Source organism: Lysinibacillus sp. BPa_S21, from assembly GCF_023337795.1.
Lineage (GTDB): Bacteria > Bacillota > Bacilli > Bacillales_A > Planococcaceae > Lysinibacillus.
The window spans coordinates 222,806-247,031 of the sequence record NZ_JALIRS010000002.1; the positions used below are offsets into that span (position 1 = coordinate 222,806).

Genomic DNA, 24,226 nt, shown 5'->3' on the forward strand with positions numbered 1-24,226 from the left:
TGCTTATTTTATTATCTTTTGCTCTTAAAATTTCACTTGAAGACAAGCATTTTTCGATTTGTAATGGGCAAAAACTTGTAAGCGAACGATGCTAATATCTGTTGAAATAGACGAGGCTGCCGCTCCAATCGATTGCCAATCAGCAGGCAACGTAGAATCCTTGGAATTATCTTTAAAATTTAATTTTGTTGCATTTTTGTCAGCTAGCACAGATGGAAGCTCTGCCATCGTTGCTTCCTTACAACTGTCACCGCTCACTGTAAATGCTTTTTTAAATGTTGCAGGATCTTTTAAAAAGACAAGCTTACTTTCGTCTGTTACCATACTTGTCCAAACATAAAATTTTCCATCAACCTCGACAATGGCACTTTCTTTTAATGAAGGATGTTCAGATACAAACGCGCTTGCACTTTCATAATTTGAATAGACGCCTGCTTGACTTGCAAAAAACATAGGCCCACTCGTAGCTCCCCCCGCTGTCGGGACTGTTTCTCCGGAAGTATTACCATTGTTACTTTTATTGGCTACCTCATTACTATCATTTTTTAAAGACAATTGAGTGCTCGCTTGAAGAATACCTAAAAAAATGGCTACACCAAAAAGTCCAACTATCCCTCCAATAATCATCGCTCGAAATACTTGTTTTTTTATTACATGACTGACAATTTTCATTCGACCATCACCTCTTTCATTAACGTATCAAAGTAAATTTAGAAAAGACCAATTTGATATATAAGTATATGTATAAAAGGATGTGTAAATGCGAATTTACTACATTTTGATTTAATAGTTATTTTCGAAGTTTCACTGTAAAATTAACTATTTTTGTAACGAAAGTTTTACCTATAAACAAAAAGATCAAGCGTGTTTATTAACCATTTTTATCCGCTCTAATTAATTAGAAAGTTCTGATTTACACTACGGGCTACTCGTTTTCCCACGGGAGTCGAGTAGCCCTACGCTACAATCCGTTAAAGAACAATTTTACCAAATGAGAAAAGGAGGTATTTGAAAGGAAATGGTTCATCATAGTTGGTGTCGTATTGGTGTAATTGTAGCTTGGAACGATAAATTCTATTTCAGTAGTGTTTGCCACCGCTAACGGAACACATCCGTATTCACCTCACCATTCTTCATTCAGTAGAAGCGTTCTAACGAATGAAGATGACATACAGATTTAACAAAATGTCATCCTAAACTTTTTTTGATATGCCCAGGAAATAGAAAAAAGAGATAGAAATTATAATATTACAGATAAATAATTGTTATGGGGGTAATAAGATGGATAATCCGAAAATTATAGGACAAACAAAAACGGTAGGATTCCAAGTAGGTGTTAGAAGGATATTTCCTATTTCCCAAGAAGAAGCCTGGAAGCTTGTGACTTCACAAGATGGATTAAACTTCTGGTTAGGAGAGAGTACGAACATTATCCTTGAACCGGGACAGAAATATATTACGAAATTTGGTACAGGAGAAATACGCGTAGTCAAACCTTTACAGCAACTTCGCCTTACTTGGCAAAAGATAGGATGCGAAAAAGCATCAACAGTTCAAGTTCGATTTATACCGAGTTCAAACAATAAAACAACTATTAGTTTTCACCAAGAAAAACTTTCTGATGAGAATGTAAGAGAAGAAATGAAAAAATATTGGAAAAAAGTACTTGATGAACTTAAAGAGAGAATACCCAAATGAAAAAATCAGGACTCATTTTTATGAGTACCTGATCTTTACTGCCAATATATTGTTCATTCAACTAAATGCTAATTTATTTTTAATCTACTACGTACTTCCGTTAATAAATATAACGAACCCGATACAATCGTTCTCGATTTGTTTTCTGACTGTTGTTTTAAAAATTGTACATAATCTTCTAATATTGCTTTGTGCGAGGCGTTGGACAACTCTAGCATGCTGTGAGCGGCCATCGCACGGGGGTTGTCAAAATCTACAAAGTAAAAACAATCACTTACTTGCTCAAATTGTTGCAAAATCTCTTTTACAGCCTTATCAGCAAGTATACCTATGACAAAAGTAATCTGCTCATTTGAGAATTCATGTTGAATCGTTTCTTTCAATTTCTCAGCGCTCGCTGGATTATGCGCACCGTCTAAAAAAACGTAAGGTATCATTTCTTCAAAACGCCCTAAAATGTTTGCACTTTCTACAGCTTTTTGAATCGCTTCCTCGCTAACTTGTAACGCTAATGCAGTTGCTACTTCAAAAAAAGCTGTAATTGCTAGTGCCATATTATTCGCCTGATGTGCACCCTTCATTGTACGTGTAAGCTTTGTAATACTGATGCCTCTGTCATTATGCTTATAGCTCTCTCCATCATTGTCATGTTGCACAAAAAATTGATGATTTAGCTCAAGTACCGATGATTGTTTTTTTTGAGCTTCCTGATAAACTATATTCTTCGCCTCTAACGGTAAATCACCGATAATAACTGGACGATTCGGTTTAATAATTCCTGCTTTATGGCAAGCAATACTTTCAATCGAATTTCCTAAAAAATTCGTATGCTCTAATGCGATGCTCGGTATGATTGACACAATTGGCGTAACTACATTTGTACTATCAAGTAAGCCCCCCATACCTGCTTCAATAAGGGCAATATCTACATTACTTGCAGCAAAATGTAAAAAAGCTGCAACCGTTAAAAGTTCAAAATCTGTTAGTTTCCCACTTAGTTCAGCTGCCTGCATTTGTTGAAATACATGATTCATTTCCGCTTCTGTAATCACTTGACCCTCTACTTGAATTTGGTCATGCACGTCTAAAATACAAGGAGACATAAATTTACCAACACGTAAGCCATGCTCTTTAGCGATTGATTCTAGAAATGTAAGTGTCGAGCCTTTACCGTTAGTCCCGGCTATGTGTACGACTTGCAATTTATTTTCTGGATTACCTACTCTTGCTAACGCCTCTTCAATCGCAGTCAAACCAGGTATAATCACATCATCACTCTGAACATTCCACTTTTCTTTAAAGTGATTCAATTTTGGAATCATCATTGTTCCCCCTGTAGCCATTGTCGTATTTCAGCTATAAAATACAAGGATCCTGTAATAACGATAACATCCTCTTTATTTCTTTGATGTAGTATCGTTTGCACCATTTCACGCCAATCTGCATTATATTCTTTGTTCACATTTGTAGATAATGCAGCTAATTGGTCTGCAGGCATAGCATTTGGTAGCTCAATTTGTGTAAATGCAATTGATGTAGCTATACTATCCATTATAGCAATACTTTTCGCATGATCTTTATCCGATAATGCCGCATATATAAATCGATAGTTTTGCTGTGGATAGACCGTTTTAAGTGTTTGAATGAGTGCGTTCGTTCCTTCAGAATTATGTGCTCCGTCTAATATAATATTGCCAGGTAACTGCTCAAATCGGCCTGCCCACTGAGCTTTTGCCAAAGCCTGATGGATTGACTCATCTGAAATATCAATGACCCCATTCTCTCTTAGCGTTAGGATCGCCGTAATCGCAAGACTGGCATTATTCATTTGATGAGGCCCAGCCATTTTTAATGGGACACCTACCATCTCCGCATTATCCTTTCGGTAATTAAAGCGTTGAATCGTAGTGCCTTGTTCAATGTTTTCAACAGTAAAGTCCTTCCCTAAAACAAGGCACGGGGCATGACGCTCCTTTGCTACCTCCCTGATAACAGTAAGTGCTTCCTCACTTTTAACCCCCACTATAATAGGTACATTTTCTTTAATAATTCCCGCCTTCTCAAATGCCACCTTTGCTAACGTATCTCCTAAAAACGCAGTATGTTCAAGTGAAATCGTTGTGATAATTGAAATTAGGGGCGTAATGACATTCGTAGCGTCCAAACGTCCACCAAGTCCCGTTTCAATCAATGCAATGTCCACTTCTTCATCCGCAAAATATTGATACATAATAAGTGTTACAACTTCAAAAAAACTCGGAAATTCACCTTCATAATGTGTCTCTATAATCTCAAAAACTCTGTTCATATAGTGTAAAAATTGCGCATCAGAAATTTGAATTCCATTAATAGTCATACGTTCATTCACACGTTTTAAATGAGGTGAAGTAAAGGCGCCTACTTTGTAGCCCGCATGTTGTAGCATTTCTCTTAGAGCATTCACTGTAGACCCTTTTCCATTTGAGCCTGCTAAATGAATAGCGCGTAGCCTGTCCTGTGGGTTATTAAGAAGTGCTAATACCTCTCGCATCAATACGAGCGGTGCACGTTTATGATCAACTGCCTTTAACGTAAAAATAAAATCTGTACATTCTTTCATCGTTTTAAACAAACGAAACACTCCCTCTTCACTGCAATATCTCTATTTTAGTACAAGTAGCGCCCAATACACATAGATTTCTAAAAAAACTATTGTTTACTTTTACATTGAATGAAAGTAAAAAAACACGCAGAAAAACACTGATTTCCGCTACGGGCTACTCGCTTTCCAGCGGGAGTTGAGTAGCCCTCCACTACAATCAGTAAAAAATAGGAATATATTAGCAAAATAGCACCAAAAAAGGTTCATCACCAAAAATTGCGGATGATTTTTGTTAAAACGTCTACTATGTAAAAATCCTTTTAACACTCAAAAATAAACCTATTTATTCCTTATCAACACACCTAATTTAATTTCATACTAATCGATTAAGAAAAACAGCGGATGACTATTGCCATCCGCTGTCTCGAATTACATATTTTTTAATTCTTCTAAACGTTTTAAAACAACTGCATGTTTACTTTCATAATCTGCTAATTTTTCACGCTCCGCATTTACTAATGCTTCCGGCGCTTTAGATACAAATTTCTCATTTGATAATTTACCAGTTACAAGCTTCACTTCTTTTGCCCATTTTTCTAATTCTTTTTCAAGACGAGCAATTTCTTCTTCCAGATTAATAAGTCCAACAAGCGGTAGGAATAGCTCAGCTCCAGTTACAACTGCTGTCATTGACTGACCAGGAGCTTCTAAACCTTCTCCTATTGTTAGTGATTCTGGATTACAGAATTTTTCTAAGTATGCTTTATTGGCTTCAAGTACTGTAACCGTTGCAGCATCCTTCGCTGAAATAAATAGCGGCACTTTTTTGCTCATTGGTGTATTAACTTCCGCACGAATATTACGTACCGAACGTATAATATCCATTAGGAGCTTCATATTGTCTGCTTCCTCTGCAAAATGAAGATCCGCACGTACAGTTGGCCATGCTGCCACTGTGATTGATTCACCTTTATGAGGTAAGTGCTGCCAAATTTCTTCCGTAATGAATGGCATGAATGGATGTAATAGACGCATAGTTTGATCTAAAACGTACGCTAAAATAGAACGAGTCGTTTTCTTAGCTGCTTCGTCTTCACCGTATAACGGTAATTTCGCCATTTCAATATACCAAGAACAGAAATCATCCCAAATGAAGTTATAAAGCTCACGGCCAACTTCACCAAATTCGTAGCGCTCTGCAAGAGATGTTACACGTTCAATTGTTTCATTTAAGCGAGTAAGAATCCATTTATCGGCAACTGATTTTTCACCAGTTAAGTCGATTTCATCATATGTCATACCTTCCATATTCATTAAAGCGAAACGAGAGGCATTCCAAATTTTGTTAGAGAAGTTCCAAACGGCTTCTACTTTTTCAGTTGTATAGCGTAAATCTTGACCAGGTGATGATCCAGTAGCTAAGAAGTAACGTAATGAGTCGGCACCATATTGATCAATTACGTCCATAGGGTCTACACCGTTACCAAGTGATTTACTCATCTTACGTCCTTCACCATCACGTACTAAACCATGAATTAATACATCTTTGAATGGGCGTTGACCTGTAAATTCAAGACCTTGGAAAATCATACGAGAAACCCAGAAGAAAATAATATCATAACCAGTTACAAGCGTGCTTGTTGGATAGTAACGTTTATATTCTTCATTTGTCTCATCCGGCCAACCCATTGTAGAAAATGGCCATAGTGCAGAAGAGAACCATGTATCTAATACGTCTTCATCTTGTGTCCAATTTTCTGCATCTGCTGGTGCTTCTTTTCCTACGTAAATTTCACCTGTTTCATTGTGATACCAAGCTGGGATTTGGTGACCCCACCATAACTGACGAGAGATACACCAGTCACGAATGTTTTCCATCCAACGAGAATATGTGTTTTCGAAACGAGATGGTACGAAGTTTACTTGGCCTTCTTCATCTTTTTGAAGAGCAAGTGAAGCATCAGCAAGTGGTTGCATTTTTACGAACCATTGAGCTGAAAGATATGGCTCTACAACAGCACCAGAACGTTCAGAGTGACCTACTGAATGTGTATGCTCTTCAATACGAATTAGCACGCCTGCATCCTGTAAATCAGCTACGATTTGCTTACGGCATTCAAAGCGATCCATACCATTATACTTGCCAGCAAGCTCATTCATAGTACCATCTTCATTCATGACAAGAATGCGTTCTAGATTGTGGCGGTTACCAACCTCAAAGTCATTAGGATCGTGTGCTGGTGTCATTTTTACAACCCCAGTACCAAATTCCATATCAACGTAGTCATCTGCTACAATTGGAATTTCACGACCTACGATTGGTAAAATAACCGTTTTGCCGATTAAGTGTTGATAGCGCTCATCTTTCGGGTGAACGGCTACTCCAGAGTCACCTAGCATTGTTTCAGGTCGTGTTGTTGCTACTTCCACATAGCCTGATCCATCAGCTAATGGATATTTCATATGATAGAATGCACCTTGCACATCTTTATAGATAACTTCAATATCTGATAATGCTGTTTTTGCAGCAGGGTCCCAGTTAATAATACGTTCGCCACGATAGATTAAGCCTTTTTCATATAATTGAACGAACACAGTTTTAACCGCATCGGAAAGACCTTGGTCAAGTGTAAAACGCTCACGAGAATAATCTAATGCAAGACCTAGCTTCGCCCATTGATCGCGGATATGTCCAGCATACTCATCTTTCCATTCCCATGTTTTTTCAAGGAATTTTTCACGTCCTAAATCATAACGTGTAATATTATCTTCTCGTAGTTTAGCCTCTACTTTTGCTTGTGTTGCAATACCTGCATGGTCCATTCCTGGTAACCAAAGTGCATCATAGCCTTGCATGCGCTTCATACGAATTAAAATATCTTGTAATGTTGTATCCCAAGCATGGCCAAGGTGTAATTTACCTGTTACGTTCGGTGGTGGAATAACAATAGAATAAGGCTCTTTTTCACTTGTAGGCTGCGCCTCAAAAAATTTCCCTTGTAACCACCATTCATAACGACCCGCTTCAATGGACTGCGGATCATATTTTGTAGGCATTGAAATGTTTTCTGTCATTTTGACTCCTCCTGTTGACTTCATAATTTTACCGGTGTGAGATCGTACCAATCATTCTGTTTTGATGACTCAGATATAGGTCATTTACCAGAAGATTAATGAAAATAAAAAAAACTCCTAACGTCTAAAAGGACGAAGGAGTTTAAGTTCGCGGTACCACCTTTAATTCCAGCAGAGGCGAGTTAAGCTGTCACACATTTCATCAGAAAAAAAATGTACTACTTACTTAAGCCTTTTTCTACTGGCTCTCAATTCGGTAACGGTGTTTAACCGGCTTTAACTACTGTTAGTTCACTAAAGCTGCTCGAGGGCTACATTCAATTAGGTACAAATAGAAACTTTTCAGCTACCGTTTCCTCTCTTAAAATGTACTAATAATTTACTCTTCCCTGTCATAGCATCTATATTCGACTTTTTCACATTGTACCGCAAAATCGTGGAATTTTTCAAGTGATTTAGTCATTTTTTAGGAAGCACTACTAGAAAAGGAAGTGAAAATTCAAATGCGTCGACGTAAGTATAATCCTTGGCTTTTACCACCTTGGCTACGACAATTTCGATTTTATTGCAAAACGATAATTGTTCCAATTTGTGTTTTTCAGTTTATACGTGTCATCATCATTCCTACATCTGGAGATTTTATTATCTTATTACTCCTGCTACTTCTATGCTATTTACTTTTGAATGAAGTCATTTGAAACACGAACCTTTAGCGGTGTATAGTCTTCCGTTAAATCCCAGATCGTCGATTGAACCTCCTGCCAAGAGCTAGATTCACGGACTGCAATATGACTAGAGGATTCCTTCAACATTGTTTTTTGTTCAGCTTGTGCAGGCTTTTCTTTTTTGTCTGAGGCTACTATTGCTTCAGACTTTTCCTTTTGAGCAGCAAATGTAACAACCTTTGATTTTTCCTCTTGCTTTGATGTTGTTACAACTGCAGATTTTTCTTCTTGAGGTGAAGAAACTGCTGCTGTAGACTTTTCTACTTGTGCCGAAACCGCTACAACTTCAGGTTGTTCTTCTTGAATCGATGCTACTATATCTACTGGCTTTTCTTCTTGAATCGATGCTACTACATCTGCAGGTTGTTTTACCTGTGATGTTTCTTTAATAGCTTGCTTCTCTATCTGAGCTGAGGCATTGACAGCGATCGGCTGTTTTTCTAAAACATGCGCTTTTTCGAGTGCTGGCTCAGGTTCATTAAAAGTACTTGTAACTGTCCATTCGAGCTGACACATTTGATTAGTTAATATAGGTCGAATATCCTTTACCATTAAATCTTCAATAGCTGCATCCTTTGGTAAATCCACATTTAACGGAACTGCATACTCAAAATAACCAGTATCCCCTTGAATATCAAGCGCATCGATTTGTACTAATTCTTCATCATCCATGAAAGCTTGCATGTCTTGAAAATCAAAGCGAACATGTGCCGTAATATGATAAATACCCATTAATCGTAAAGAATCTTCTAACTGCTTCGTCTGCCAACGCGGTTTAATTTGTACAGCTGCTATTTCAGTTGGGCAGCCATAACCAGGAAAACAAAAAGTTTCACTCATATTCCAAGTTTTCTGTTCGATAATAATCCCTCCCCTTGCATCATATGAAGTTTCGAAGGATAGTATGCTAGGTGGTGGCTAATCAATACAGACTTTCACTCAGAAAAACAATGCGTTTGGATTTTGTATTGGTCCAAGGAGAACGGTTTATCGGATGCCCCAAGAAAAAGCACAGACACATAACAGTAACAACCCCCACAGCGAGTCAAAAAAGGCATACTAGAAAAATTCTTCTAGCATGCCTTTTTACTGTTTGTATCAATTATGCCTCGGCATAATGGCGTCTGGAATCGGCTTGTCACATGGATGCGATGATTTAGGCTAATATCCCCTTTAGCATTCCTTTCCGATTCCGTAACACCCGCTGAAAGAAGTTAACAGCGTTATACATTCACCAATTTAATTTTATTTGCTACACGGTCTGTTAACATTTGTGTTGCTTTTGGTACGATTGGCTTAAAGATTGGATTTAAAACAGGACCAGCTAATCCCCCGGCTGTTACTTCCAAGAAGCCTGTCATTTTTGTATTTTCTGCATCAATACTTTCTGCTAGGAAATAACCGTTTCCTGAAAAGTTATCAGAAATTCCTTTTAATTCGAATGTTACTTTTGTAGGAGCCGCCCATTCTAAAATAGTAATCTCTACTTGTACTGTTTTTTTCAGAACACCCACATTGCCTTTAAACGTCCAATTTGAATGTTTTTCATCAATCATCTCATGTGCATTATAACCTGGGACAAGCTTTGCCCATTTTTCCATATCACTGACGAAATCCCATACATTTTCAATTCCTACGGGTACTTCGACCATATGTGTGCCTGTTGCCATATCAATTCACTACTTTCTTTTACGAATAGCTCTATTATATACGATTTCGCCCACAATTTGGCTATGCTGAAAGTTATAATTTTAATAAAATTTTTTTCAAGCGATAACAATTCATTGTAACTTAATTGGCAAACATAGAAGCCATTGCAGATAAAGGCATATTGCACAGTGTGTTGATTAACCATTTCATCTACTCTAATTAAAACTCACATTATCAGAGGGCTATTCTTCAAGAAGGATAATGCCGTTTTTATTGAAGTAAAGCGGGAATTTAGTGAATAACTTATCATAAAATTCGAAACGAAGACCACAAAGACCAGATGCAATATGGTTTTCAACGAATGACATTGAATCTTTAAAAGTAAGTTTTTATTTGGACAAACGCAATAAAAGAGAGTTATCCAGGACAAGCAAGTATGGATAAAATTGGGATCAATGAAAAATGAGAGAAATTAAACAAATAAAATATTAAAGACTATCTGATGCTTTCAACTAACAGCGCAGTTTACTTAAAAAATTAAATAAGTTTAGTAAGGAGAGATTTGTTATTATAAAAATAAATTGCTATTACTCTCCCAGTTGGTTTTATTTGTAACAGTAAATCCTTCTCGTTAGTCATACAATTCACATTACCTAATATTTATAGAATAAAACGTCTGATTATTCAGTTAAAAACGCAGCGATTTAGTTTAAGAAAAATGTTTTAGCTTGTTCAACTATTGAGCAAAATTATATAGTTTATCTACAAGTATGAAAAGGTACAAGCTGAATATAGATAAATGGAGGGGAATATGGTGAAAAAACAACGTTCAAACAAAATATTAATTTTATTCGAGTTGATTTTTTATGTGGCATTACCTTATGTTATATGGAATTTTGGAAGAGAGCCTTTAGGTGATTATACAGCAATGCTGATTTCAACCATTCCAGGGATTGTTTACACCATTTACCGCTTTATTTTAGATAAGCAATTTAACATTACTGGCTTATTAATTTTAGGTTCACTAACACTAGGTACGACAGTAAATTTACTATCAGGGTCAGCAGAGCAAATGATTTGGAATGGTGTATATCTAGGTCTCTTTTATACATTTCTTTATATTGTTACGCTATTGATTAAGCGTCCTCTTTCTTTATATATTGCTGTTGATTTTGTATATTTGCAAGGTTATGCACGAATGGACAGCAGAGCATTATTTTTTCAAAAAGGAATCTTTAAATGGTTTCAATTTATTCAGGTTATTTTCATTATCAGAGGGCTTTTTATGGCAGGATTAACAGTATACCTACTCAATAAATATGGAATTGATGGCTATGGTGGCATGTTGATATATAAGCAAATCGCAGGGTGGGCTTTCTCGATTTTCATTATAAGTATGTTCTTTTATATAAATGTCCCCGTACGAAACTTTTTTGCTATGCAACAAAATCAATTACAAGACAACAATAATCTATCTCTCCAACAATCAAACGCAACTGTTGAATAAAAGATTCTTTTTCCTCTCCTAAATAACGGCTTTTATTGAAATTACGGCTTGGAGAGGAAGGCCGACCAACTATGGTTCCGTTAGCCTACCTCCAATGACCACGGTGTATCATGGGAAGCACTCATAGGAAATTCATTCTACTCAGGTTGCTACACCAGCAAATGGGTATATAAAATCTACAGGACAAGTTGATGTATTAAGACTTACTTATCGTCTATCTGCAATAAAATCCTCATTTGCAAATTTTAGAAGCATACAAAAAACCACTTCTTATCAAATGTTAGAATTGATAAGAAGTGGTTACTAATTCACACTCGTGTTATCTTGCTAATTGAGCAAATACTTTATGGAAAGCATCCACTGTTTTTGCGATATGCTCTTCTGTATGTGCCGTAGAAATAAATAAACCTTCAAATTGAGATGGCGGTAAGAAAATACCTTCTTCTGCCATTAGACGGAAGTATTCAGCAAATAATTGTAAATCTGACGTTTTTGCTGAATCAAAATCAATAACATCCTCGTTCGTAAAGAAGAAACCTATCATTGAACCAGCACGATTTACAGTATGCGGAATATTGTATTTCGTTGCGGCTTCACGGAAACCTGCCTCTAATTGATCCCCAAGCTTTTGGAAGTATTCATAAGAGTTACTATCAAGGCGTGATAATGTTTCAAAGCCTGCTGTCATTGCTAATGGATTCCCTGACAATGTTCCAGCTTGATAGATCGGACCCGCTGGTGCTACCTGCTCCATAATTTCCTTTTTCCCTGCAAATGCACCAACAGGAAGTCCACCGCCAATAACTTTACCTAATGTTGTCATATCAGGTGTTACATCAAAATAACCTTGTGCACAACCATAATCAACACGGAAGCCTGTCATAACTTCATCAAAAATCAACAATGTCCCATGTTCCTTTGTTAATTCACGTAAACCTTGTAGGAAGCCTGGTTGTGGAGGGACAACCCCCATATTTCCTGCGACTGGCTCAACAATTACTGCCGCAAGCTCTGTACCAAACTTTTCGAAGACTAGTTTAGCCCCTTCTAAGTCATTGTACGCTACTGTTAATGTATTACGTGCAATATCCGCTGGAACACCAGGGCTGTCAGGTAAACCTAGTGTAGCTACCCCAGAGCCAGCCTTAATTAGCAACGAATCTCCATGACCGTGATACGAGCCCTCAAATTTTAAAATTTTATCGCGGCCAGTAACACCACGAGCTACGCGTAAAGCAGACATCGTAGCCTCTGTACCAGAAGAAACAAAGCGAATCATTTCCATACCAGGTAGTCGATCTAACACTAATTTGGCTAAACGATTTTCTGTGTAGCTTGGTGCTCCAAACGAAGAGCCCTTCGCTGCTGTTTCTGCAATTGCTTGTACAACTTCTGGATGAGAATGCCCTAAAATAAGTGGTCCCCATGATAATACATAATCAATATACTCATTGCCATCAATGTCTTTAATCATCGCACCGTGACCAGATTCCATAAAGATTGGATCCATGTTTACGGATTTGAATGCACGTACTGGGCTACTTACACCACCTGGCATTAAGTTAATTGCTTCAGCATATGCTTGTTTTGATTTTTCGTAAGAACGTGTCATTTATTTCTCCTCCAACCAACGTGCAACATCTTTAGCATGATACGTAATGATTAAATCTGAGCCTGCACGTTTCATGCTAAGTAACGTTTCAAGCACTACATTTTTCTCGTCAATCCAGCCGTTAATAGCTGCTGCTTTAATCATTGCATATTCACCAGAAACGTTGTATGCAACAATAGGTAATGTATAGTTATTTTTCACATCACGAATAATGTCTAAATAACTTAGAGCTGGCTTCACGATTAAGAAATCTGCACCTTCTTCAATATCCGACTCCGCTTCACGGAATGCCTCCATACGATTCGAAGGATCCATTTGGTATGATTTGCGATCACCAAATTGAGGTGCACCATCAGCTGCATCTCGGAACGGACCGTAATAGCTAGATGCATATTTCACGGCATATGACATAATCGGAACATTTTCAAAGCCTGCTTCATCTAGACCCGCACGAATAGCTGCCACAAATCCATCCATCATATTAGATGGAGCGATGATATCCGCTCCTGCTTTTGCTTGAGATACTGCCGTACGCGCTAAAACATCTAATGAAGGATCGTTTAAAATTTGATCGCCTTCAATTAAGCCACAATGACCATGATCTGTAAATTCACATAAGCATGTATCTGCAATGACTAAAAGCTCTGGATAACGAGCTTTAATCATACGTGTTGCTTCTTGCACAATACCATGATCATGGAATGCACCAGTTCCAACTGCATCTTTTTCTGCAGGTAAGCCAAATAAAATAACCGCAGGAATTCCTAAAGTAACAACTTCATCAATCTCAGCCTCAAGTTTATCTAACGAAAATTGAAAAACTCCTGGCATAGAAGGTACTTCGTTTTTAATATTTTCGCCTTCCATAACGAAAATTGGATAAATTAAGTCCTCTTTGTGTAAGTATGTTTCTTTTACCATTGATCGTATTGCAGCATTTGCACGCAAACGACGATGTCTTTGAAATTGTAATTTTGTCATTTTCTTTCTCCTACTTTCGTTATTTCCTCGATGACTGCTTGCATGGTATATACGCTCGGCATAACATCCACAATCGCACCGTGATTTAAAATAGCTGCTTCTGTAATATGACCGATTGCTGCAACATGTACCGCTTCCCAACCAATTACCGAAGCCACATCCTTGGCGTAGACATCAACAGCGGAAGGGCTAGCAAAAATCACTGTGACATCGCTATTCGCAAGGATACATTCAATGATCAATTGTTTGTAATCGTGTCGCTCAATCGTTTCATAAACTGTCCATTCTTTCAATGTAAAGGGTAACCCTTCCTTCAATGTCTTTTTCGCTTTCTCTCCACGAATAAATAGACATGTAGGATTGCTACCTGCTACACTAGGAAATTCTTGAACAAAAACATCTGCACTAAATATAGAAGGCATAAAGCTCACACGAAATCCTAGCTTTTCTAAGGCTGCAGTGGTTTTCGTACCAATTGAAGCAATTTTCCCTTGAAAATGCTCTACACTTACATGACATCGGAGCATCTTGTTGGCAAAAGCTTCTACAGCATTTTGACTCGTAAAAATAAGCCATTCAAATTGACGCGCATTCTGTAATTGCACATCATCGTTTTTATCGATAAGCTCGCAAGTTTCAATTAACGGGGCAATTACTGCCTGTCCACCTAAAGCTGTAATGTCCTCTATTATAGTTGTCGTCTTAGATGAACCTGTCAAAATAATAGTTTTACCTTCTAAAGGTAAATTATTTTGCATCTTGCTCTGCCTTTACTCGTTGAATTAATTCAAAAGCACCTTGCTCCGTTAAAATCTCAGCAAGCTCTTTCCCAACTGCTTCCGCATCAGTGCCCACAACTGTTTCCTTGTAAACAACTGAAGCATCTGGTGCAGCAACAAGGCCAGTTAATGTAATTTCTTCCCCATTTGACTTTGCATATCCTGCGATAGGTACTTGACAGCCGCCATCCATAGCCGCTAAGAAAGCACGTTCTGCATGTGCTTCTTGCCATGTAATACGATCTGTTAACTTGCCTAATTCCGTTAATAGTTCCGTGTCGTCTCCTCGGCATTCAATACCTAAAGAGCCTTGCGCTACTGCTGGCAGACAATCCTCAACAGGTAAAAACTCAGTAACTACATCATCGCTCCAGCCAAGGCGTTTTAGTCCTGCTGCTGCTAAAATAATAGCATCGTATTCATCAGTTTCAAGTTTAGCTAAGCGTGTATCTACATTTCCGCGAATCCATTTAATTTCTATATCTGGACGGACTGTTAAAAGTTGCGCACTACGACGAAGAGAACTTGTCCCAACAACAGCTCCTGCCGGAAGATCGGCAAATTTCACATGTCCTTTTGAAATAAATGCATCACGCGCATCTTCACGAGGTGGAATGCAACCAATCACTAATCCTTCTGGCAATACTGCAGGCATATCCTTCATAGAATGAACAGCAAAGTCGATTTCTTTGTCATAAAGTGCTTGTTCAATTTCTTTTACGAAAAGCCCTTTACCACCTACCTTTGATAGCTGCACATCTAAAATTTGATCGCCTTTTGTGACAATTTCTTTCACTTCAAATTCAAATGGTACACCAGCTGCTTTTAACTCATTGATAAACCAATTTGTTTGAGTTAAAGCTAGCTTACTTCTCCTAGAACCTACAATAATTTTTCTCAACAGTCTCCAACCTCTCTCCTAATACCATAAATGGAATCGTGATAAACTACTTCCTAAAAAGAAGTTCACAACAACTAATAGGTATGCATATATATGTACCCATGCGTAAGTTGTCCCTGTTAGCTTACTCTTACGATTCACATACAAGATAAAGCAATACAAAATTAAAATAATAAAGGACCCTATAATCTTCGCATCAAAAAACGAAAGACTCTCTACATTTAGTAGTGCCCATTCAAACCCTAAAACTAAACTTACAAATAGCACTGGAATACCAATGTAAAATGAAACATTCATCCAGTTACTCGTCTGCTGTAATGATGGCAATCTTGTCCATAAATGCGACCATTTTTTCTTTTTAAGCAAACGATATAATACTAAATACAATATCGCAAAAACAAATGTTAACGAAAACACTGCGTACGATAAAATTGCAAATGATATATGAATAAAAAGCAATTCCGAAATTAAAGTATCGCTAACGATTCCTGTTGACCTTTTCGGCATAAAAGTAAAAATACTAGCGAATAAAAATCCTAGTATATTAATAATAAATACCGGTAGATCGACTCGTGCTATACAGTGCAAAATAATAGATAAAGTCACGAGCAGCCAGGAATAAAAGAGAATCCCTTCAGACAAGGATAAAATCGGAAAACGCTTCGTTTCCACAAAAGTTAATAGTATAATGGCACTTTGAAATACCCATACGAATGAAACAAGCCAAAAAGCAACTCGCCTTGCTCGAATTTGCTTATAAAAGTAATCAGTAAAGTAAAATACTAGACTGATCGCATACAAGACGATCATTACTTCATAGAGCCTTGTCATTGTCAAATCAGCCAATAGACATCCCTTCTTTATTTTGAAAGTGCTAAAGCAGTGTACTTTAGCCTAGAAAAAAAAACGTTTTCGTATCCTTAGTTTACCATACAGATACGAAAACGCCTCATTTAATATCAATAGAAAATCTCGTTCGCGGGAAAAAGCTCGAAGGACAACTTTTCTAAAGTTGCACCGCGAACACATAGACATCTATCAATTATGCCTTGGCATAATTACGTCCGGAATCGGCTTTGTGCTAGCACAAAGAACTCTTTTCCGATTCTGTGACATCCGCCGGAGGCTTTAACTTCTTTCAGCGGATGTTTCGGACACCCGCTGAAAAGTAACTTTAACCTGCATTCATCTCACCACCTATAGAGGTGGGAGATTTGTAGCTGACGCTTTGCTTTCGCTACAAAAACACATGCTGAAAGAAGTTAGAAAGAATACTTTGGTTCAGCGGAAGATTGTGACGACTGTAAGCGTTCTTTGCGTTCAAGCTCTTGTTCTGTCATCGCAGTAACTTCAGCTTCCACAGCATCCTCTATACCGAAAATTTGTTGGAATAAACGTAACTGTTCATTTGCTTTTGGTGAATTTGCCATTTCCTTAGCTTGTAAAATTGGTTCTTTTAACAATTGATTAATAATCGACTTTGTATGCTTACTTAAAATTTTACGTTCACGATCCGTTAAATCCGGCATTTTATTCTCGATACTAATCATTGTCTCTTCTTGTATATGATTCGCTTTTTTACGTAAAGCCGAGATGACAGGGACAACACCAAGAGTGGCGACCCAATCTTTAAATTGCACAACCTCTTTACCAATCATCGAAGAAATATCAGCAGCAGCACGTTCACGTTCTGCTAAGTTGGCTTCGACGATGCCTTGTAAATCATCTATATCATATAAGAAAACATTTGGTAAATCTCCAACACGTGGATCAATATCTCGTGGAACTGCAATATCTACCATAAATAATGGTTTACCTTTACGTAAACGTTCAACAAATTGCATCAATTCATAGTCAATCACATAATCTGTTGCACCTGTAGACGTAATTAAAATATCCGCTTCAAGTAACGAACATTGTAGTTCCTTCATAGATTTTGCTTCACCGTCAAATTTAGCTGCCAAACTTTCTGCTTTTTCGAACGTACGGTTAATAACGGTTACTTTCCCTACACCGCTACCGTAAAGGTTCTCCATAGCAAGTTCTCCCATTTTTCCGGCACCTAAAATGGCTACATGTTTACGTTGTAAAGACCCGAAAATTTTCTTCGCTAATTCAACTGCTGCATAAGAGACTGATACCGCGTTCTCACCGATAGCCGTTTCGTTATGTGCACGCTTCGCAAATGTCACTGCTTGTTTAAATAGCTGATTGTATACCGTTCCTGTTGTTCCAATCTCTTGTCCATTTAAGAAGCTTTTTTTTACTTGTCCTAAAATTTGAGTTTCGCCAAGTACCATCGAATCAATTCCAGCTGTCACTTTGAATAAATGCTCGATTGCCTCATCTTCTTCACGAATTGTTAAATACGAAGAAAATGTCTCCACAGGCAAGTCGAACCAGTTTGCTAAAAATTGTTTTACAAAATGACGTCCAGTATGCAATTGATCAACTACTGCATAAATTTCCGTACGATTACATGTCGAAACAATAACATTTTCCAATATGCTTTTTTGCTTTTGCAGCGCTTCCATTGCCTGTGGTAGTTCACTCTCTATGAATGATAACTTTTCACGTATCTCAACTGGCGCCGTTTTATAATTCAAGCCTACTACGATGGTATGCATGAATAACACCTCTCACGTTCTAATTAACAAATCTCATTATAGCACAGTTCGACACGAGTTCATCAATAATTTGTGAACATGTCATGAAGAACTGTAATTCGTCATCTACATTAGAATTATTATAAACTAAGTGTAACAAATTATACATTCGGTTTCAAATTTAAAATCTGGCATAACGTGTGATGGATTTCCGTTTTATCATCCAACTTTTGAGTTTTATCGATTAACTTTCATATTTTATCACCCAACTTCTGAATTTTATCGACATCCACCTACCAAAGAGCAAAAAGGATTCATACACAAAACTATGTGTGAATCCCTTTACAATAGAATTATTAAATTATCTTTAACAGGCTAAATTTACTCTTAAAGACTAGGTTTACCCTTTGCAGATGCATGCATGTAATGTTATTAATAAAAACGCACAAAATGAAACTAAGAAGAAAGGAATGGTACTGTTCATTTATCCTCACCTCAAAATATCTTTTAAGGTAACATTCCCAACTTCAATTTATTTATATAATGAATAATCACCGCCTCCTAAGGAGTGCGGTGATCTTAGATCTCCATCATAAAATTAAAACCGTACACTAAATCCTTTGAATTGATGAATACCTGTTCCAAACTTCACTAGATTCTTTTCTTTAAGTTCCTTAACTGCGCTTACGAGTTCTTGTAAGATACTTGGTTCAAGACCTAATGTATGATGTGAACCATAAATTTTTGTGACACACGGAATCGTTGATATCTTTTCCCAGGAATCAACTAAGTCAAGAGGGTTAGTCGAAGGGTAAAAAGCATAGATAGGTGCCCCATCATAAAGTAAATCACCAGTAAATAAATATCCGTTTGTTTTGTCAAAAACACATATATGACCTGGAGAATGCCCAGGGGTATGATGAATAATTAATTCTCTGTTCCCTAAATCAATCACATCACCATCCTGTAATAATCCAGTTGGGGTTCCTTGATATGGTTTATATGTTTCTGGATTAAATGATTTTGGAGTTGGAATTGCTATATCTCTACTAATATCTCTTCTTATTTGTTCTATAGTCAATCCTTTAATACCATTAGTTAACCAATCTGAGTCAGCTTCATGAACATAAACATTTTCAAATTCCCCATGGCTTCCAATATGATCAGCATGCACATGAGTTGTTAAAACAACAATCGGTAAATCAGTTAATTGATCCGTTATGCGTTTGATATTATCAATTCCAAGACCTGTATCAATAAGAACTGCTTTCTTATTGCCGATCAATAGAAATGAATGCACCTTTTCCCAATGCCCATACTCACTAATTGCAAATGTTACATTATCGATTTCCTGAATTGTAAACCACGAGTCCTTAACTATAATCCCCCCCTAAAATACGAGTATAACTTTTAATATTACTTAAAGTATTGATTTATGTACTAATCTAAGCAGGAAAAGCAAATTATTGAAGTTTACTGTTCGTTTTATCATCGGTAAACGCCATATCTTCTTATTCGATATGGTATTCTCATATCCCTTGCTATTTAAGTGTAGAAACCAAACAAAATAATTCTGTAACTACTCCCCTTAAAGCGAATGTGACCATCATCCTATCGCTACCGCTACGTTAACACTGCACTTTCGTAGACTCCCTAGGAAGCTTTGCTCTGTGCGAAAGCGAAGCGGCCGCCCACCGGAATGGAAATCAACCCCACGAAGAGTTAGGAACCATTACAACAGTGCTATCGACCATTATTTCATTAACAACCATACCAATCATGTTTTATTTTATTAATTAAATGCAGTATTTTAGATAAATCTATTACTCTCATAAATAATCGGTGAATACCAAATAACACACCCCGCACTTGGTGCCTGAAGCCATTAATCTAAATTCAAATAAAAAGGCCGACTTAGAATAGTTTTCACTTTCGCTTACTAAGTTAGCCTTTATGTTTATGCACTATTTTATTATTTTGCCGCAACTAGAATTGACATAATGTTTTGGACGGATTGAACAGATTGATCCAGCGCCCATTTCTCTTCCGCTGTTAGAGGAATTTCGATGATACTTTCAATTCCACTGCCACCTAAAATAGTTGGCACACCTAAATATAGGTCGTTGTAGCCGTACTCACCTTCAAGATAAGCAATCGATGGTAAAATCCGTTTCTTATCTTTTAAAATGGCTTCAGCCATTTGAACCATTGAAGCTGCAGGGGCGTAATAAGCACTTCCATTTCCAAGCAATTTTACAATTTCCCCACCGCCTTTGCGGGTTCTTTCCACAATTGCGTCAATTCTTTCCTGCGGAAGCATTTTTTCAAGCGGGATTCCTCCTGCATAAGAGTAACGAACTAAAGGAACCATATCGTCGCCATGGCCGCCTAGGACAAAACCGGTAATATCCTCTACTGATACATTTAGCTCTTGGGCAACAAATGTATTAAATCGCGCTGTATCTAGGACACCTGATTGACCGATGACACGGTTTTTAGGAAAACCTGTTGTTTTAAAGCAAACATACGTCATTGCATCTACCGGATTACTTAACACGATTATATAGCTGTTAGGTGCGTACTTTTTGATATTTTTCGAAACCTCAACCATTATTTTTTCGTTTATAGAAACTAAATCATCACGGCCCATCCCTGGCTTCCTTGGAAGACCAGCAGTGATTAACACCAAGTCCGCATCTTGAATATCTTCATAATTGGAGGTGCCTGTAATATTGGCGTTAAACCCTTGAACCGGGCTTGCCTCAAGCATATCAAGCGCCTTTCCCTTAGTTGGATTGGTTTGTGATGGGATATCTACAATAACCACATCCCCCAGTTCTTTTTGAGCTAGCATCAAAGCTGCGGTTGCTCCGGTAAAGCCTGCTCCAATAACGGCAATTTTTCTGCGCTTAAAAGTCATTTTTCTCCTCCGTTCATAGAATGGGCTGAACCCGTTAATTCATCCTGCTTCCTTGAAAGAAATAGGAATCAGGTTAACCCGATTCCCTAGTTTCGTCCCTCTATACACTTGCCAATTCTTTTTCTAACGCTTTTTCAACTGGAACATATTGATATCCAAGATCTTTAGCTACAGCTTGATACGTAATTTCCCCATTAGCTGTGTTAACACCAAGCTTTAATGGTTCACTGTCAAGTATAGCCTTGTACACACCCTTATTAGCTATTTGCATGGCAAATGGAATGGTCACGTTTGTTAAGGCAGTGGTAGAGGTTCTTGGTACCGCCCCAGGCATGTTGGCAACCGCATAATGAATGACCCCATATTTTTCATAGGTTGGCTGATCATGTGTAGTAATTCGGTCAACCGTTTCAAGAACTCCCCCCTGGTCAACAGCCACGTCCACAATAACCGAACCGGGATTCATTTTTTCAACCATTTCCTTAGTAACAAGCTTTGGTGCCTTAGAACCTGGAATTAGCACGGCACCAATTACAAGATCTGCCCCTTTAACTGCTTCCGTGATATTATACGGATTAGACATCAATGTTTTAATTTGGTTACCGAAAATATCATCTAATTGACGCAGTCTGTCAGCACTTAAGTCGATTATTGTGACATCTGCTCCCAGACCGATGGCCATTTTAGCTGCGTTTGTCCCAACGACACCACCTCCGATGATTGTTACCTTGCCGCGGTTTACACCTGGTACACCGGAAAGTAGAATTCCTTTACCGCCGTTTGTTTTTTGTAAAAATTGCGCACCAATTTGCGCTGCCATTCTTCCAGCTACTTCACTCATCGGTGTAAGAAGCGGAAGTGTCCGGTTATCGGAAACGGTTTCATAAGCGATTGCAAGTACACCTTTTTCCTTTAAGGCCTCCGTTAATTCCGGCTCAGCTGCTAAATGCAGGTACGTAAATAAAATTAAATCATTACGGAAATATCCATATTCACTTGGAAGGGGCTCCTTCACCTTCATGACCATATCAGCTCCGGCCCAAACATCCGCTGCCTTTTCAATCAATTCTGCACCCATATTTTCGTACTGTTCATCTGTAAATCCACAGCCGGCACCAGCTCCCATTTCAACAAGCACTCTATGTCCGGAATTCACAAACGAAACCACACCTGCAGGGGTTATTGCAACGCGGTTCTCATTATTCTTAATCTCTTTTGGAACACCAATAATCAAAGTAATTCCGCCTCCCGTCAACTATGACTCTACTCTTGGTGACCTAACACCATTTATTCTATTCCCCTTCAAATGAATCAATAATACCGACTATAGCCGCATCAATAGGGGAGTTTTTGTCTGCGACTAGTTTTTGGACCAGTGAGCCTTGGGCAATCAGCACCATTTCGTCAAACCCGGCTCCTATCCGGTCCATCGCTACCAATGAATTTCCAACAGGCTCTTTAGAAAGATTGATTGGTTGGACAATCAGTAGTTTGATGTTTTCCATCCCTTTTTCTTTCTGTGTTGCCCAGACACTTCCCACTACTTTTGCAATCAGCATCGTCACTCATCCTTCTTGAAAAACTTAACTATCAATTTTTTCTCTTTTAATAAATCTTTCGCTAAAGGAGAGATGATAACTCCCTTCTGCAGATACACAGTAGAATTAGGGAAATCAGGCTGCGCATGAATCCATTCTGGTGTTAGAAGTTTCTTGTTAAAAATCACATTTCCATTCACATTAGCCTGATTGTCTTCACTCCCCACCACGGTCGAAGCCCCCAAAACCTTCTTTTTCTCAATCTTATGATGAAACTTTTGTACAATAGAATCTGCTAATCCCAATTGGGCCTTAAACTCAATGCCAAGTCCGGTCATAAACTTAACATATTCCTCAAACCGTTTTTTAAACGGCGATGGCAGACTGAGTGTTTTTAATGTTCGACGATCAGCCCGTTTGATTCCTGGGGTATCAGCGCCTATCAGAATAAACTTCCCAAGGATAAGTGCAGAGAAAATTACCTCTGACTTAATCGTTCCCTTCAAACCGTACGCAACCCTAGCAGCATTATCTAAATCAATTTCCGGAATAATGATCCCATCATAATCCTTTGCCAGTTCAATGGCAGCTGGTGAATGCTCATCGGCTGCTATTATACGTTCTGAGCCGGTTGATTCCACTCGCTGCATGCCGAGCCACGAGGATGTTTCTCCATCTAAAAACAATAAATCATACCCAATATCAGCATTCTTTAATTGAATGAACTGATCTGCAAATGGTTCGTGGGCTGAACTGTCACAAAATATAAAAAGAACTTTCCCTACTTTTTCTTTTTCCTTTTCCAGCTTCATTGTTTGGATGACTTCATGGACAACCGATTCAACCATCGAGCGAATATCGATTTCCCTCACCCCCTCTATTAAAAAATACTCCATTTTTCCCGATTAACTTGACCATGTCACCTGTTTTAAGCCCTGCTGCATTACCTTCGTCCATATCGATGTGAAAATCCAAACGATAATTTGGATGAACTCGGACCATAACATCTGTAAAAATGATTGGGCGCTCTCCTTCTGTTTGCAAATACAAACAATCCCCGTGTTTAAGGTCATACTTTTGTGCATCTATATCAGAAATATGAATGTGGCGCTTTGCCACAATCACACCCTTTTGTAATGAAACACACCCATTTGGGCCCACTAGCGTAAGCCCCGGGGTGCCTTCGATAGAACCAGACAAGCGAACTGGCGGATAAATCCCTAACTGGTATCCATCCGTATTGGAAATTTCTACTTGTGTCTCTTCTCTAGCAGGACCAAGAATCCTTACATGTTGAATAATTCCTTTAGGTCCAACAAGAGACACCTGCTCCTTCGCCGCAAATTGACCAGGTTGCGACAATTCTCGTAACTGTGTTAATGAATAACCCTCACCAAACAGTGCTGAAACATCCTCAGCGGCTAAATGAATATGCCGGTTGGAAACCCCGACAGGAATCTGCAGGCTTTCCCCGCTGAAGGCAGATGTTTTGCCCGTTTTAACAAGACACATATCCTGTATCGGAATTCGTCTGTCGCGAAGATAGTCTACGGCTGCAGGAGTCAGCTTATCACCCTCTCTAACAATGAAAGGATTAGGAATTCCCTTTTTTATCATAGATCGTAGGGTGGATTCCGTAATGAGTACCATACG

20 protein-coding genes and 1 other annotated feature are annotated in these 24,226 nt (G+C 38.2%); of the genes, 2 read left to right on the forward strand and 18 right to left on the reverse strand.

The window, feature by feature from the left end; genetic code table 11:
* Positions 1-24: 24 nt before the first annotated feature.
* Entirely contained in the window at positions 25-672 is a 648-nt protein-coding gene (locus MOK21_RS04325) for a hypothetical protein (protein WP_249072742.1), read from the reverse strand.
* Between the two features lie 609 nt (positions 673-1,281).
* Between MOK21_RS04325 and MOK21_RS04330 the strand changes: the two genes are divergently transcribed.
* On the forward strand, positions 1,282-1,698 hold the full coding sequence (locus MOK21_RS04330) for an SRPBCC family protein (protein ID WP_249072743.1): 417 nt from the start codon (positions 1,282-1,284) through the stop codon (positions 1,696-1,698).
* Positions 1,699-1,766: 68 nt separating this feature from the next.
* Here the strand turns inward: MOK21_RS04330 and MOK21_RS04335 are convergent, their stop codons facing one another.
* The 5 genes from MOK21_RS04335 to MOK21_RS04360 all read right to left on the reverse strand — a co-directional run bounded on the left by MOK21_RS04335 (position 1,767) and on the right by MOK21_RS04360 (position 9,749).
* Positions 1,767-3,020 (reverse strand): bifunctional folylpolyglutamate synthase/dihydrofolate synthase, encoded by a 1,254-nt coding sequence (locus MOK21_RS04335; RefSeq protein ID WP_249072744.1) that lies wholly within the window; start codon positions 3,018-3,020, stop codon positions 1,767-1,769.
* Complete coding sequence (locus MOK21_RS04340) at positions 3,020-4,309, reverse strand: bifunctional folylpolyglutamate synthase/dihydrofolate synthase (RefSeq protein ID WP_283164602.1); 1,290 nt, start codon at positions 4,307-4,309, stop codon at positions 3,020-3,022. Before MOK21_RS04340 ends, MOK21_RS04335 begins: the two co-directional genes overlap by 1 nt.
* A gap of 399 nt (positions 4,310-4,708) precedes the next feature.
* The gene (locus MOK21_RS04345) at positions 4,709-7,354 is read right to left on the reverse strand and encodes a valine--tRNA ligase (RefSeq protein ID WP_249072746.1); all 2,646 of its coding nucleotides are present in this window, start codon (positions 7,352-7,354) and stop codon (positions 4,709-4,711) included.
* A gap of 125 nt (positions 7,355-7,479) precedes the next feature.
* Positions 7,480-7,759: a binding site (T-box leader), on the reverse strand.
* Between the two features lie 269 nt (positions 7,760-8,028).
* Positions 8,029-8,919, reverse strand: a complete 891-nt coding sequence (locus MOK21_RS04355; RefSeq protein WP_249072747.1) for a valyl-tRNA synthetase — start codon at positions 8,917-8,919, stop codon at positions 8,029-8,031.
* 383 nt (positions 8,920-9,302) lie between these two features.
* Entirely contained in the window at positions 9,303-9,749 is a 447-nt protein-coding gene (locus MOK21_RS04360; RefSeq protein WP_249072748.1) for an SRPBCC family protein, read from the reverse strand.
* Between the two features lie 791 nt (positions 9,750-10,540).
* Between MOK21_RS04360 and MOK21_RS04365 the strand changes: the two genes are divergently transcribed.
* Complete coding sequence (locus MOK21_RS04365; protein ID WP_374110105.1) at positions 10,541-11,236, forward strand: VC0807 family protein; 696 nt, start codon at positions 10,541-10,543, stop codon at positions 11,234-11,236.
* Between the two features lie 319 nt (positions 11,237-11,555).
* Here the strand turns inward: MOK21_RS04365 and hemL are convergent, their stop codons facing one another.
* From hemL to pduL, 12 genes are all read right to left on the reverse strand, one after another.
* On the reverse strand, positions 11,556-12,848 hold the full coding sequence (hemL, locus tag MOK21_RS04370) for a glutamate-1-semialdehyde 2,1-aminomutase (RefSeq protein ID WP_249072750.1): 1,293 nt from the start codon (positions 12,846-12,848) through the stop codon (positions 11,556-11,558).
* A complete protein-coding gene (gene hemB / locus MOK21_RS04375; RefSeq protein WP_249072751.1) occupies positions 12,849-13,829 on the reverse strand; it encodes a porphobilinogen synthase in 981 nt (326 codons plus the stop codon).
* The gene (locus MOK21_RS04380) at positions 13,826-14,587 is read right to left on the reverse strand and encodes a uroporphyrinogen-III synthase (RefSeq protein WP_249072752.1); all 762 of its coding nucleotides are present in this window, start codon (positions 14,585-14,587) and stop codon (positions 13,826-13,828) included. Before MOK21_RS04380 ends, hemB begins: the two co-directional genes overlap by 4 nt.
* Positions 14,577-15,509 (reverse strand): hydroxymethylbilane synthase, encoded by a 933-nt coding sequence (hemC, locus tag MOK21_RS04385; RefSeq protein WP_249072753.1) that lies wholly within the window; start codon positions 15,507-15,509, stop codon positions 14,577-14,579. The genes MOK21_RS04380 and hemC overlap by 11 nt, the downstream gene beginning before the upstream one ends.
* 18 nt (positions 15,510-15,527) lie before the next feature.
* Complete coding sequence (gene ccsA / locus MOK21_RS04390; protein WP_249072754.1) at positions 15,528-16,355, reverse strand: cytochrome c biogenesis protein CcsA; 828 nt, start codon at positions 16,353-16,355, stop codon at positions 15,528-15,530.
* A 416-nt stretch (positions 16,356-16,771) separates the two neighbouring features.
* On the reverse strand, positions 16,772-18,136 hold the full coding sequence (gene hemA, locus MOK21_RS04395) for a glutamyl-tRNA reductase (RefSeq protein WP_249072755.1): 1,365 nt from the start codon (positions 18,134-18,136) through the stop codon (positions 16,772-16,774).
* 577 nt (positions 18,137-18,713) lie between these two features.
* The gene (locus MOK21_RS04400; RefSeq protein WP_249073031.1) at positions 18,714-19,496 is read right to left on the reverse strand and encodes an MBL fold metallo-hydrolase; all 783 of its coding nucleotides are present in this window, start codon (positions 19,494-19,496) and stop codon (positions 18,714-18,716) included.
* 591 nt (positions 19,497-20,087) lie between these two features.
* A complete protein-coding gene (mdh, locus tag MOK21_RS04405; protein WP_249072756.1) occupies positions 20,088-21,035 on the reverse strand; it encodes a malate dehydrogenase in 948 nt (315 codons plus the stop codon).
* A gap of 100 nt (positions 21,036-21,135) precedes the next feature.
* Complete coding sequence (ald, locus tag MOK21_RS04410; RefSeq protein WP_249072757.1) at positions 21,136-22,269, reverse strand: alanine dehydrogenase; 1,134 nt, start codon at positions 22,267-22,269, stop codon at positions 21,136-21,138.
* Between the two features lie 58 nt (positions 22,270-22,327).
* Complete coding sequence (locus MOK21_RS04415; RefSeq protein ID WP_249072758.1) at positions 22,328-22,594, reverse strand: EutN/CcmL family microcompartment protein; 267 nt, start codon at positions 22,592-22,594, stop codon at positions 22,328-22,330.
* Between the two features lie 2 nt (positions 22,595-22,596).
* A complete protein-coding gene (locus MOK21_RS04420; RefSeq protein ID WP_249072759.1) occupies positions 22,597-23,469 on the reverse strand; it encodes a hypothetical protein in 873 nt (290 codons plus the stop codon).
* Positions 23,414-24,223: a phosphate propanoyltransferase gene (gene pduL / locus MOK21_RS04425; protein ID WP_249072760.1), complete on the reverse strand. Its 810-nt coding sequence runs from the start codon at positions 24,221-24,223 to the stop codon at positions 23,414-23,416. Before pduL ends, MOK21_RS04420 begins: the two co-directional genes overlap by 56 nt.
* Between the last annotated feature and the right edge of the window lie 3 nt (positions 24,224-24,226).

Bases quoted from the DNA above. Each gene is read 5' to 3' on its own strand.
- MOK21_RS04325 (WP_249072742.1), bottom strand. From the start codon at position 672: ATGAAAATTGTCAGTCATGTAATAAAAAAACAAGTATTTCGAGCGATG.
- MOK21_RS04330 (WP_249072743.1), top strand. From the start codon at position 1,282: ATGGATAATCCGAAAATTATAGGACAAACAAAAACGGTAGGATTCCAA.
- MOK21_RS04335 (WP_249072744.1), bottom strand. From the start codon at position 3,020: ATGATTCCAAAATTGAATCACTTTAAAGAAAAGTGGAATGTTCAGAGT.
- MOK21_RS04345 (WP_249072746.1), bottom strand. From the start codon at position 7,354: ATGACAGAAAACATTTCAATGCCTACAAAATATGATCCGCAGTCCATT.
- MOK21_RS04355 (WP_249072747.1), bottom strand. From the start codon at position 8,919: ATGAGTGAAACTTTTTGTTTTCCTGGTTATGGCTGCCCAACTGAAATA.
- MOK21_RS04360 (WP_249072748.1), bottom strand. From the start codon at position 9,749: ATGGCAACAGGCACACATATGGTCGAAGTACCCGTAGGAATTGAAAAT.
- MOK21_RS04365 (WP_374110105.1), top strand. From the start codon at position 10,541: ATGGTGAAAAAACAACGTTCAAACAAAATATTAATTTTATTCGAGTTG.
- hemL (WP_249072750.1), bottom strand. From the start codon at position 12,848: ATGACACGTTCTTACGAAAAATCAAAACAAGCATATGCTGAAGCAATT.
- hemB (WP_249072751.1), bottom strand. From the start codon at position 13,829: ATGACAAAATTACAATTTCAAAGACATCGTCGTTTGCGTGCAAATGCT.
- MOK21_RS04380 (WP_249072752.1), bottom strand. From the start codon at position 14,587: ATGCAAAATAATTTACCTTTAGAAGGTAAAACTATTATTTTGACAGGT.
- hemA (WP_249072755.1), bottom strand. From the start codon at position 18,136: ATGCATACCATCGTAGTAGGCTTGAATTATAAAACGGCGCCAGTTGAG.
- mdh (WP_249072756.1), bottom strand. From the start codon at position 21,035: ATGACTTTTAAGCGCAGAAAAATTGCCGTTATTGGAGCAGGCTTTACC.
- MOK21_RS04415 (WP_249072758.1), bottom strand. From the start codon at position 22,594: ATGCTGATTGCAAAAGTAGTGGGAAGTGTCTGGGCAACACAGAAAGAA.
- MOK21_RS04420 (WP_249072759.1), bottom strand. From the start codon at position 23,469: ATGGAGTATTTTTTAATAGAGGGGGTGAGGGAAATCGATATTCGCTCG.
- pduL (WP_249072760.1), bottom strand. From the start codon at position 24,223: ATGGTACTCATTACGGAATCCACCCTACGATCTATGATAAAAAAGGGA.